This is a genomic window from Aquisalimonas sp., assembly GCF_007120195.1.
GTDB lineage: Bacteria > Pseudomonadota > Gammaproteobacteria > Nitrococcales > Aquisalimonadaceae > Aquisalimonas.
Genome location: NZ_SKOG01000106.1, coordinates 1 through 11,716, shown reverse-complemented (window position 1 = coordinate 11,716; position 11,716 = coordinate 1). Strand labels below are relative to the sequence as shown.

The 11,716-nt window shown below is 58.0% G+C and carries 10 protein-coding genes; 4 read left to right on the top strand and 6 right to left on the bottom strand.

From position 1 onward, the window contains the following. Nucleotides 1-505: PKD domain-containing protein (locus QZT63_RS08445; RefSeq protein WP_290650276.1), on the bottom strand; the 505-nt coding region annotated here is incomplete at its 3' end. A 356-nt stretch (nt 506-861) separates the two neighbouring features. Between QZT63_RS08445 and QZT63_RS08440 the strand changes: the two genes are divergently transcribed. Beyond that, on the top strand, nt 862-1,056 hold the full coding sequence (locus QZT63_RS08440; protein ID WP_290650274.1) for a hypothetical protein: 195 nt from the start codon (nt 862-864) through the stop codon (nt 1,054-1,056). Between the two features lie 192 nt (nt 1,057-1,248). Here the strand turns inward: QZT63_RS08440 and QZT63_RS08435 are convergent, their stop codons facing one another. From QZT63_RS08435 to QZT63_RS08420, 4 genes are all read right to left on the bottom strand, one after another. Next, nucleotides 1,249-4,746 carry a hypothetical protein gene (locus QZT63_RS08435; RefSeq protein WP_290650272.1) on the bottom strand — a complete coding sequence of 1,166 codons (3,498 nt, stop codon included), beginning with the start codon at nt 4,744-4,746 and terminating at the stop codon, nt 1,249-1,251. 95 nt (nt 4,747-4,841) lie between these two features. After that, nucleotides 4,842-6,065 carry a hypothetical protein gene (locus tag QZT63_RS08430; protein ID WP_290650270.1) on the bottom strand — a complete coding sequence of 408 codons (1,224 nt, stop codon included), beginning with the start codon at nt 6,063-6,065 and terminating at the stop codon, nt 4,842-4,844. A 69-nt stretch (nt 6,066-6,134) separates the two neighbouring features. After that, nucleotides 6,135-8,201 carry a PEGA domain-containing protein gene (locus tag QZT63_RS08425; protein ID WP_290650268.1) on the bottom strand — a complete coding sequence of 689 codons (2,067 nt, stop codon included), beginning with the start codon at nt 8,199-8,201 and terminating at the stop codon, nt 6,135-6,137. A gap of 2 nt (nt 8,202-8,203) precedes the next feature. Then, a complete protein-coding gene (locus QZT63_RS08420; protein ID WP_290650266.1) occupies nt 8,204-8,848 on the bottom strand; it encodes a hypothetical protein in 645 nt (214 codons plus the stop codon). Nucleotides 8,849-9,724: 876 nt separating this feature from the next. On the opposite strand from QZT63_RS08420, the gene QZT63_RS08415 reads away from it, so the two are divergent. The 3 genes from QZT63_RS08415 (at nt 9,725) to QZT63_RS08405 (ending at nt 11,359) form a co-directional block, all read left to right on the top strand. Next, the gene (locus QZT63_RS08415; RefSeq protein WP_366636442.1) at nt 9,725-9,919 is read left to right on the top strand and encodes a nucleotidyltransferase domain-containing protein; all 195 of its coding nucleotides are present in this window, start codon (nt 9,725-9,727) and stop codon (nt 9,917-9,919) included. 211 nt (nt 9,920-10,130) lie between these two features. Further along, a complete protein-coding gene (locus QZT63_RS08410) occupies nt 10,131-10,706 on the top strand; it encodes a GNAT family protein (protein ID WP_290650264.1) in 576 nt (191 codons plus the stop codon). 173 nt (nt 10,707-10,879) lie between these two features. Then, nucleotides 10,880-11,359, top strand: a complete 480-nt coding sequence (locus tag QZT63_RS08405; protein WP_290650262.1) for a GNAT family N-acetyltransferase — start codon at nt 10,880-10,882, stop codon at nt 11,357-11,359. Nucleotides 11,360-11,537: 178 nt separating this feature from the next. Here QZT63_RS08405 and QZT63_RS20050 read toward each other — a convergent pair whose 3' ends face one another. Then, the gene (locus QZT63_RS20050; protein WP_366636448.1) at nt 11,538-11,711 is read right to left on the bottom strand and encodes a DUF2442 domain-containing protein; all 174 of its coding nucleotides are present in this window, start codon (nt 11,709-11,711) and stop codon (nt 11,538-11,540) included. Nucleotides 11,712-11,716: the final 5 nt, after the last annotated feature.

Below are 11,716 nucleotides of genomic sequence, written 5' to 3'. Positions count from 1 at the left end.
TCGACCAGGTAACGGCAGTGTTCGTTGTGCCGTGGACGTTAGCCTGAAACTCCTGAGTGCCGCCGGGCGCCAGCATTGCCGTGGTAGGAGTGACGGTTACGGAGATGGCGTCCCCTGGGTCATCGGCGTCCTCCGTGATTTCGACCGTCCGCTCCACCGACTCTTCGTTTCCGGAAGGAAATTCCACCGTGAGCGTCACCGGGTATTGCCCCTCGCCCACAAAGTCAAACGAAGGGTTTTGCTCGCTCGACGTGCCCAAGCCCGCGAAATCCCACTGCCAGGCGGTCGGCTCCGGTACCGACGCATCGGCAAACGACACGGTCGCGCCGTCAACCGAAAAGGAGAAGAAGGCAACCTCCAGGGCTGGAGGCGGCGTGGGATCGTTGCATGCGAGAAGGAGGCCGAGGAGGGCGAGGACTGCTGCAAGGCGAACTCCCTGTGGCGCTATGCGGGGCCTCAGCAGGGGTCCCGCTTTGCGGTCGCACCTGCTTCTCACAACGCCCATTTCAGTGCCCCACACCGCTTCGCAGCATCCTCACGCCAGTAATGTCGCACTGGTGCCGGAGTCTGGCTATCGGTGGTAGTGCCGTCGCCGATTTCGCCTGACGAGGTGCATCCCCACGCATACGCGGTGCCGTTGTCTCGTGTGGCGAAAGCGTGCCAGCATCCGACTAAGACGGTTACTGCCGATGGGTCGGGCACCTTCAGCGGGGTACGGCGAGCAGTTGGGCGAGCGGTGCCGAGCCGCCGAATAAAGGTCCGGCGCCAAGCGGGCACAGTACAGTTGTCGCTGAGGACAAGGGCGTGCAAGCCTGCGGCGGCAACAGATAGCGAACCAACCCCCTTGCTGGAGCCGCCTGCTTGCTCTTCGACGAGTTTGTCTCCGGTTGCATCCGTTATCCTGCCTCCCGCATCGGTAGCTCTCATAAGGGCAGCCGTTTGCTCGCCAGCGACCTGAAATGGGAACTCCTCCTGCTGATTCGTGCGGCTGGTGCACTCGCTGATCACGTTGCCGGCAAAACCTGTGGTGTGGACCCCGAATCGCCAGGTTGGTGAGGAGTGGCCGCTGCTGGCCTGGCGGCGACATCTAACCGCAGGAACTACGTTCACTCTGCTCGGCCCTGCTTTCAACTGCGAGAGCACTCGATGCACTTCGGAGACGACATCGGGAGGGGACTCCGTTGAAGCGGAGCCTGCGCAGGAGATGCCCGCGAGGCCTAGGCGTCGAGTTGCGAGCATACCGCTCGGCTACCGTTTTTGGTTCTGAGGCAAGGAGTCGATACCATAGTTCCAGACCTGCGATTGTGGGCCGGCGCCGCTCAATACATAGATTTCATCGAGAAGCCAGCCGCGGAAGCCGTTATAAAGGTGATCCACGGTTTCAAAGTGAAACACGACGTGTACGTCGGGATGACCGGCAACAGCAGTGAGATCGAGGGCAAACGGCACCCAGATTGCAGGCCGGTTATTGCCTCCAGAGGTATAGGGCAAGTCCGGTTGCTGTAGAGGCGGCTCGAACGGAGGATTCAACCACCTCGTGAATTGCCAAACGCCGTCGTTGGTTGGATCACCGGTGTAAACGCGGATCTGCATCTGATCATACTGTTGCTGAGCAATGTCAACCGATTCGACCTCATACCACGTCATGCCTTCAAGGCGCGCCTCACTAACAGTGCTCAAGTCGATGGTGGGTGAGATTAACTGTCCCCGATTTGGCCCAACCGAAGTACCTCCTGTGTTTTGTGTATCGTCCGAATGCTGCTCTCCTATGAAATTTCCTGTCGTCGGGTCCCCGTACCAGAAGGAATGCGAACCGGCATATGGGTAGGGAACAAAACCGTCCGTATTATCGCCTGCAATGAGATTGGAGTACCCCTCAACGTATGCCTGGTTCTGAATCGCACTATAGTCACGGCAGTTCCAGAGTCCACCTGCGCTGTTGTCGATTAGCCACTCCGCGGCACAGGTCTCAAATCCTTCGTAGAAGAGAATTTCATCAGCGCTGATTGGGACGAGAACTGCATCTAGCTCTGTTTGGGCACCAAATGTGAAATCGACTGGCTTGATGACGCTTGTGTAACCAGTCTTCGCAAACCTGGCATCTGCCCCGCTTAAACCGCCTTTATAGAACGTGAAATCGTACCTTCCGGCATCATCCGTCGTCGCGGCAAATGGGATCCCGCCGACTTCCAAACTGACGACCACGTCACTGATGGGTATACCAGCTTCGTCGGTTACTTGGCCAAACAGCCGGTGGTGCTCCCCTGCTGAGATCACGAGAAAGCTGACCGGAATGGCGATGGTCTCACTTGCTGAGGAGGCATTCGATGGGGCCCAGGTGAGCAGGATTGTTGCTTCGTAGGACGCGGCCGCGAGCGCGGACGCGTCTAGGGTGACGTTGACAACGACCGTCTGATTGGGAGCAATGCTATCGGGGCCTGGAGGAACGATGTCCAACCAGTCGGCATCTGTGCTGATTTCGCTGACCAAGAGGGGAGCACCGCCACTGTTTGTCAGGTTAAGCTGCTGGAGGACGCTGCCTTGTTCTGGCGCAGTGCCGCTAATGCTTGCTGGCGACACGGACAATTCGGGAGGTGAAATGGCAAGCGAGATCTCGCAGATCTTCTGTATGCCCTGTGGACCAAGGCGTGCTGATGTACCGTCCGCGGCCTCACCCACGATGTCACAAGAGTCTGGACTTGGAGTTAGCCTTGTTTGGCTCGCTGCAGCAGCTTCAACCCAAACTTCGTGCTCCTCATGGGGCGAAACCAAGACGAAAGGAGTGGTTACCAAGTGCCTCTGGTCGCTCCCCAGTTCCCGATAGTAGATGCGTTCATCCGCAGGCAGTTTGCCGAGCCCTTCGAAATGGAGCTTGCCGTCGCCCAGCAACGGTATGTCAAAAAGCCTCCAGGGAGCCGGTACAAAAACATTTCTCTGGGTGCTGCGCCAAACGAAGCGTTTACCCGCACTCATTTCGACGATCCCGCTCACCGTGAACGGCCAGACATCCCTGGTCTGCAAGGGATCGCCCGCAGACATCGCCACCGAAACGCCGGCTCCAATCCGGCCAAAAAGCTGCGAGATCATGGTTGGGTCAGTTATCGCTAAAGCAGGTGAAAGCAGCCCCGACACTGTCTTAGATAAGTTTCCATCACGATCACCGAATGATGGGGTAATGTCGATCTGACTCCCTTCCTGCTCTTCAAACTTCCCACCCGCACCAGTGTTGACGTAGTGCGACCGGAACGACAGCGGCTGCCGTGCGCTCAATGAAACTGCTGGAATCTTCGCGATGAGATCTGCGTCAAGGTTGAACACAAGTGCGAAAGTGCCCTTGTGCAATATCGGCAGCGAGGTCAAGACAAGCTTCAGATCATCTGTTGGCACGTTGATCGAAACCCCTAGGTCAAACTCTCCCACTTGCACATCGATCAATAGTTCCTCGACAACCAACCAGGCCGGGCACGGAGCCAAAGCAACATACACCCAGCCCGTGCCCGGGGGCATGCCAATGGACTGCAAATAGCAGGTCGCGTCCGGAATCGCAAGCGGGCCGTGTGCATCGTCAAGGTTCCAATAGTTGCGGGGCGGCGTAATGACACGTCTAGCGCGAAATTCAACGTGTGCAACTACATCGCGTAACACGATTCCGCCGCTCAATGCACCATCAAATGGTACTGCAGATCCAGAGGGGATCATAAGCGGTAACTCGTCTAGCTTCACCTTTTCACTCAGCTCGATGCGAGTTAGGAGACTTACCAAGTTGGCTGGCGCTGTATGAATAGTAAGACCGGTCGAGTCCTCAACCATATCGAGGACGACATGCGGGATCTCGGCGGCCATCGCCCCAAAGTCGTCCCAGGACTGGCGCACGTCCCCCCAGTTCAACCAGCGCTGCGGCGAAGCCGCGTTTGCTGCAAAAAGCGAATCGAGATCGGTGCGTTGAGGCAACCTTAGGTACAGCACATCACCTTTTTCTAAGTCCTCAAGCACCGCCGGTCTCTCAGAAAATCTCAGGCCAGCCGCGTCGATTGCTATCAAGTCGTCGAGATCGCCACCAGACAACACCTTAACGCTCTCGGCCACCTCACCAATGCTCGAGAACGAGACGCTCCGCTCTACCGTTTCATCAACGTCTAGGCGGAACACGAGGTTTGACGATCCCTCGACGGTGTAGTAATTGCGTGCCCCGTTGTCTCCGGCCATGCCGACCACATTTTGAACACGAGCTTCGTGCTCACCGGCCGGAAGTTCGATTAGGACTTCTCCTGCTGGACCCGTTAACTCAACACGACGAAAGTCGCCATCAACTTCGAGCGACCGTACCGTCAGCATGCTGACGGTATCCTGAGGCAGACCGTCATATCGCAATGCAAACCGCCCGGCCCCCGTGCCGATTCCATCCTCCACAGTAATCGTAGCAGTCGCCGACCGACTGGGGTCCTTCCGGCTCGTGGCAGAGAGAGTGTATTCACCAGCTTCTTCCGGCGCTGTAAACACGACGGCTTCGGCCTTCGCTGTGAAGTTCACCGTGTCGCTGATTTCTTCGATGTGACCGCCCGTAGCTTCCCACGTGACTCGCGGATCTTCTGTGCCCGCTACAGTGGCGATGAACTCTTGTTGCTCACCCGGAGCAAGGGGAACACTAGTGGGACTAATGGTTACAACAACGGACTGCCGCGGACAAGCGACCAAAAGGAGCGTCGCCATACAGATCAACGACGAACGAAGCACGGTGTTAATCACAGCTTTCCTCCAATGCTGGCTGTCAAGCTTGGGGGGCATGAGCTTCTCACGCGGCCGCCAATGCTAATACCGAATGCCGAAGCGTCCTCGACAGTTCAATCCTCGATTATGTAAAGCCGATCCGACACTTCGAGTTCCACTTCTGCACCCTCATGCTCAGCCACCAGCGTCGCTTGGATCACTGCGGTGTCAGGCATCTCGAGAGTCTCTTCCAGCTCTACGGCCAAGTTGATGATGGATGCGGGCAGCTTCGCTGCATCGACTCGCGGTAGCGCTTCGGGGTCGGTCACCGTGACAACACTGATCTCGGGCGAACGCTCTTCAGCGACGAGTCCGAGATCCTCTGAAACGACTACGTGGCCCACCCCAAAGCTGATTCTTGCCCGCTCCCGACCGTCAGCCACTACCTCCCCAGCGCGATTCAGAGGGGTAACGATGAGGGAGATTTCGCCCTTCATTTCTCTCATCCGCGCGAGGGCCCTGTGATAGGCCAAGCGACCAAGGCAGCGAGAGCCGGCTTGCTGAAGTTCGAGCTTGTATTCATCGACAATTTCCTGCCCTGCATCCTCAAGAGTGCTCATGAGGTCTCGAACTTCGGCGCGCTCCGTCTTGACCGATTCGTTGTGCTCCTTCGCCCGCTGGCGTTCTGCTAGTTGTGCTCGCCGTTGTCGGTTTTCTTGTTCGATTTCCCGATTTCTCTGCGCCACGCGTTCGCGAATTCGCTGGTTGTGAGCAATGGCTCCCTGATTCTCGATTCGCACTTCTCTTGTTTCCGTGCGCGTCAGGGCTCCGTAGGCACCGACGGCACCGGCCGCGCTCAGTACACCCATGAGAACGGTCGTTTCAGTGCCGACCTCGTCGCTAGTAACCGCTTCGTATGTCAGGTACCCAAACAGCGCAGCTGCACCAAGGTTCAGGGCGCCCCTGAGGTAATCGGGGGCGGGCTCCGTGACCTCTCTCGTGGTGTATTCTTCCCTTAAGCCCGTGATCTGCTCTCTTGGCAACTGAGATAGGTCTCTGCCCTCGTAGGGCACCGGGACCAACTGAGCTGCATCGTAGCGAGCCTGCAATTGCGCCCACTCCTCGCTAAGGTCCGGTATCCATGCCGAATGCGGACCGTCGTAATCTGCTAGCCAATCAACCTGCGCGTCGATCTCCCAGCACTCGAGTTCCGAGGCCACGCCAAACTCGAGAGCGTCCTGCGACCAGACCAATCCTAATAGGCCTACCAGCAGTGTGAGGGGGGCAGTTCGCATGGCGCAGAGTCTATGCTTTGATGCCTGCCCACTGAACTTGGCGGATGTGACGTGATTTCTCAATGCCTTCCTCCTTCGTAAAGCGATGAACGAAACTGTTGCACTGGCCCTGCCCGATCGCCACCGTGGATGCTATTGATCTGGTTCGAGCTCAAAGTCCATCACTCGGTGCTCACCAGGCTCCAGGGTGACGACAAGTTGACGTGCTTCATGGTCAACTGCCGTGACACGTAACCGGTAGGTCCCAGGTTCGAGTACAAGGGGTTTGTCCAGTTCCACTTCAGGACCGTCGTCAATCCTGACAGTTGCGTCGGCCGGCAACCCGGCAAGCATCAGCTCTGCAGGCCGAGGCGTAAGCTGAGCGTCGAGAGTTTTGACCTCACCTGGCTCGATGGCCACCTCAAATGATCTGCGACGATAGCCGTCAGCTGCCACCCAGAGTTTGTGCTGCCCTGGTTCCACCTCGAGCGGGCCACGATAGCTTTGAACCGAGGACTCCCCTATCCGTATCAACGTGCCGGCGGGAGCCCCCTCAAGAACCAACGTGGCCGGCTCAAGCACCATGTCGACGCGGACGACTCGAGTCTCGCCTGGTTTGAGATTCAACTCGAGCGGCATGGGACTGTGATCAGCGGCCTCGAACCACAGCCGATACTCGCCAGGGTCGAACCGCATGACCTCTTCAATGGCTTTCGGCGCATCATCGTTGACGCGTACTGTGGCGCCTACAGGCAAACCGTCAAACACTACGTTGGCGGGTAATGGCGAGAGGTCCGCTTCAATCAACTTCTCTTCGCTTTCCAGCAGCGTCACAGTGCGCGATACAGAGTGGTGACCCTCGGCCTGGATCAAAACGTCATAGGTCCCGGGAGCAATCTCATTGTCCTCTTCTATCGAGATCCGCTCATTGCCGCCAATCAGCACGCTGGCGTGCTCGGGGGTAACCGCGAAGGTCATGAGCGCCGTTCTCGTGAGGCTGACCTGCAGGGTTTCCGTTCTGCCAGGCTCGAGCGATAGCGAATAGCTCGCCGGCACGTAACCGTCTGCGAATATGGTTAACTCCGATTCGCCTGAAGGAACGTAAACGGATCCCAGCAGGCGTTCCGGTTCGGAACCATCCACACTCACGGTAGCTCCAAGTGGAAATCCACGCACGATCAACCGAACGGGTGCCGGTGAGAGTTCAATATGCTTTACCGCATTCTCGCCTGGCTCCAGTGTTATCTCCTTGTGCAAGGGCTGATATCCGCGCGCCTCAACTTGGATCACATACGCTCCCGGGTCAAGTGCGACCGGCCATGATGGTCGCAGAATAGGCTCGCCGTCAAGGGCAATTCGTGATTGCTCAGGCAGGCCCGCCAGGGTCAAGCTTGCCGGCATGGGCTCAAGAGCGAGCTCTTTTTCTATTCGTTGACCCGGACGAACGTCAACTTGGAGTGTCTCGCTCCGATGATTGGGCGACTCTATTGAGATTACGCGGCGCCCCGGCGGAACCTGCAGTTTTATGCTCTGCCGAGTATCGTCTCGAGTGAGTAGCTTCTGTTCAACAGCATTATCTTCGACAGAAACCGTCGCATCCCCGGGTGCGATGACAAGCGTGATCTCACCGGGGAGAGGCCGCAAGTGGGCTTCAATCCGGGCCACATCGCCTTCGACAACTTCGACGGCCTGCTGGTGAGGCTCAAATCCTTCGGCATGAACCTCGACATGGTAAGTGCCGGCAACCACATCGATCCATTGGGTAGATTCGGCTGATAGGTCCCAGGTTCCGACACCCTCTTTGTTGAGTTTGACGCCGGCAACGTCGACAGTGGCGTCAATTTCGAGATGACCGACGGGACGGCATTCGGACTCGCTGATCTTCAGGTCTGGAGGCCTTTGGCTGAGGTCGACATCGACGGTCACAGTGCCTTCGCACACGTGGAGCCATTCCTGGACTTCTTGCCCATCGGCGGCCAAGCGAATCTCATATACCCCTTCTCTGACCCCATCGATCGCAAGATGCCGTGAAGCGGCGACGGTCAGACCCGACAGCTGCAGCGCTGGGATGGCGACCTCGCAATTTACGGTCCGACAGGCAATGACCAGGCTGCCAGTCACGCTTGATTCGGCAATCGGCTGCCCGTATGCGGAACCGAATGCCAGCATGACTGCGCCGACAAGTGCGACCAGTCTGAGTTGCGTGGCTGGAACTGCCACGATTAATCCTCATCCTCAATGCATGCGGGCCAGGATGAGCCGGAGGTGGTGACAAGCGGGTCGACGTGAGCGAAGTTCGCAAAGATCTCGACCGTGTCATCGGCGCAGAGGCCGATTTCGCTGTTCCAACTCGCCTGCAGCGCCTCAACACGAATCTCGTATTCTCCTTGGGCAACGTCGTGCACGGTCAGCAAGTCCCGACTCTTGTCGCGCTGCACCACCCCAGCGATTTCGATTCTGCAGTCAACCGGTAGGCACTGAATTACCATGGTTCCGAGTTTTGGGGGAAGCTCGCTGAACGTTGGGTCTCCGGCCTCATCAACCCTTGGTTCAGCCCGTAACGCTGTAACCTCGTGCACCGCAACCCGGCCGGGGAGCACTTCGATACTGGCTTCAACCGGGAAATAGCCCTCCTTCACAAATATCAGTAGATGCTCACCCGGCGCCACGCTAAGGATGAAAAGCCCGCCCTGTTCGCTGCTTGTGACGCCGTAGTGCTCGCCATTCAGGAACACGTCAATCCCAGGAGGACCCTTCACCTGCACATGGCCAAGCGCCGTCTGCGCATCGGCATATAGCGCCAACACGAGCGCGAGCGGCAGGAGCCCAGCCGGCAGAAACGCTGACTTTCGTGTCGCCTTCATCATTTTTGTTCACTTCCATCCTGGTGCCCGAGCAATCTCCGCCTCCCAATGCGATTCGGCCAATTCTGCGGACCCGACCGCGGAACTCGCGTGACGTCATTCTGGCGCTTTAGGTTCTCAATGACGGCCTTCAACACGGCGCAACCCATCGAAATGCCTGAAGATCTCTATGGCGTGAAAAGTGGCATGGCCACGGTTGGCCAAGCTCCATCGACGGCGGGTGGGCAGCAGCCGCAGAAGGGATTGCGCGCAACTCATTGATACTCAGCTCCCAAACCGTCATTGCCAAAGACTGAATCCTGCAGCGGAAAGTGCAGGCCTGTTGAACGTTTGATGTGCAGTCTATGAAATCCTGGTTAGAGCCGCTAGGGTACTATTACCCGGGTAATCTCTCAGGCCCATGGCAAGGGCGCTATACATTAACGGTTGCTGGGGTCCGCCTGAGCCGGGTTTTGCAGGTGCAGCTCGAGTATCCGTCCAAGCTCTCGGCTTTGCTGGACTCGCGCCTGGCGACGGCGGCCCTGCAGATCGCACCTAACGTCGATGCGGGAAGGATGGGGCTTGATGGTGTGCGAAGGCCAGCGTCGACATCCACGTACTCGAGCTTGTGCCCAAGCCAGGAGTTCGGCATCAGACGCACCAAATACGTTCGCTACGATTCAAATCTCTTCGTGCCGGCTCGTCCGGCCTTGGCCCACCGCTAACCTTGGGAATCCAGGCGGGCTGTCGGCAAACCATCGCATTTTCGATCAGGCCATACACGCCTCTGCTACGCTGGCATCATGAAACGCGACAAGGCGAGCGCAGTGCTGCGACAGAAGACTGCCGAAATGCAGCGCTTCGGCGTACGCGAGCTGCGTGTGTTCGGCTCGACCGCTCGTGACGAAATCACTGCGCTCTAGCGACATCGACATCCTTGTCGACTTCGACGGGCCTGCCACGTTCGACAGGTACATGGGCCTGAAGTTCTTCCTGGAAGACCTCTTGGGCGTACGCGTAGATCTCGTGACGCGCCGCGCGTTGCGCGATGAAGTTGCACCCCAAGTGCTTCAAGAGGCCGTCCGTGTCGCGTGACTGGAGGCTTTTTGTCGCCGACATTCGTTACTGCGCGCTAGAGAGGGTCCGGGGCAACGATTGACCCAATATGTGGGCTAGAATCAGCCGCTGATGGCCGAGCTCGACTCGACCACGCAGGCCCGCGGGCAACACCAGCGGGCAACAGCTGACCCAGTAGGTGGGCTAGAATCGCGGGGCAAGTTGTCTTGCCGACGATCGAGGACCGATAATGAGCAACTCGGCTGGTGACAAGTATTACTGGCAAGGCCCGAGGATACGGCTGCGTGCCATGACGCGCGAGGATCTGGAAGTGTGGCTTGCCGAGGACACGGACACCGAGGGCATTCGCCACCTGGCCTACGGCGTCGAGCTGCCAAAATCACCACCAGCGGCCGATGAGTTCGCGGCTCGCTTCGCCAACTTCAAAGGCACGGACGAGCGGATCATGTTCACGATTGAGACACTGGATGGTGAAGTGGTCGGTGGTATCAACATTCACACCATGGACCCGAAGAACGGAACCTTCGGTGTCGGTGAGAGAATCTACAGGGCGTATCGAGGAAATGGCTATGCCGCGGAAGCAAAGGAGATCGTCCTCCGATATGCCTTCAACGAGTTGCGATACCAGAAGTACAACGTTTCCTGTATCGACACGAATGCAGCTCAGATCAAGGCGCTCATCAGATTCGGATGCAAGGAAGAAGGTCGGAGAAGGAGGATGATCTACACCGCCGGGCGGTACTTCGATGAGATCCTGTTCGGCATGACAAGGGAAGAGTTCGAGGAGAAGTATCCAGCGCAGTAGAGCGTTTCGAGGCCCGAATACAGCGGAAAACGGCCCAAGGCCGGTTCAGGGTACGGCGCTCGGCCCCGTGGCCGACCTGTCACGTTCGGAGGCCAATACGCCCCACACTTTCAAGCAGTGGCCCATGTTCCGATCACCACTGTGAGAATCACCGGTTATGAGGACACCCGACCATGAATGTCACGCTACGCGGAATGCAACCGTCCGATCTGCAGCCAATCGCCGAGTTGGCGCAACAGGCGTTCAAGGACATGTATCCCTTTGATTGGTTGTCGAACGCTCAAGCTCTACTCGCCGGTTGTGAAACCGGAAAGGTGTTTGTTGGCGTCGCAGAAGCGCAAAGAGAAGTAGCCGGCTATTGCAACCTGCGCGCCTGGCCGGGAGGGGGCTGGATCGATCAGATCGTCGTTACTGCCGAGCATCAACGGAAAGGAATAGGTCGCCAGCTTCTGGAATACGTCCTCACCGAAGCCATGCGGCGCGGTTTCTGGAAGGTAAGCCTCATCGTCTCGGAAACAGAACGCGGCACGCTGGCGTTCTTTGAATCGTATGGTTTTCGCGCCGAGGGAATCATGAAAGACCAGATCAGGAAAGGGACAAGTGGCGTTCTCTTGAGTTATGTCACTGATTACGGCCTTCATCCCAATCAATGACTGTCATCCCTCTCTATCGTCGGAGCCGGCCAGGCGCTCGGCGCCCGCTAAGCTCAACGGAAGCCACGAAGGGAGTCGGCGAGCCACAGGACTTGTCGAAGACGCCGCCGCCAACAGCAATACTGGGGTGGCCTGCGGTCCGCGACACCGAGACCACCCCGCCCAAGCACCTTCTCCGTCAGCTCTTCAGCCGGTACGCTGGAATACCGTGAAACATACCGTCGACGCTAAGGTCCTCATCAACGTCCGGCCAATGCACACCCTGGCCATCGCCGATAATCTCATAGTTGGTGCGCTGACCTGGAGTCGCATCGCTGAGCCGCCACGACCAGCTTAACGGGACACTGACGATGCGCC

Bases quoted from the DNA above. Each gene is read 5' to 3' on its own strand.
- QZT63_RS08420 (WP_290650266.1), bottom strand. From the start codon at position 8,848: ATGATGAAGGCGACACGAAAGTCAGCGTTTCTGCCGGCTGGGCTCCTG.
- QZT63_RS08410 (WP_290650264.1), top strand. From the start codon at position 10,131: ATGAGCAACTCGGCTGGTGACAAGTATTACTGGCAAGGCCCGAGGATA.
- QZT63_RS08405 (WP_290650262.1), top strand. From the start codon at position 10,880: ATGAATGTCACGCTACGCGGAATGCAACCGTCCGATCTGCAGCCAATC.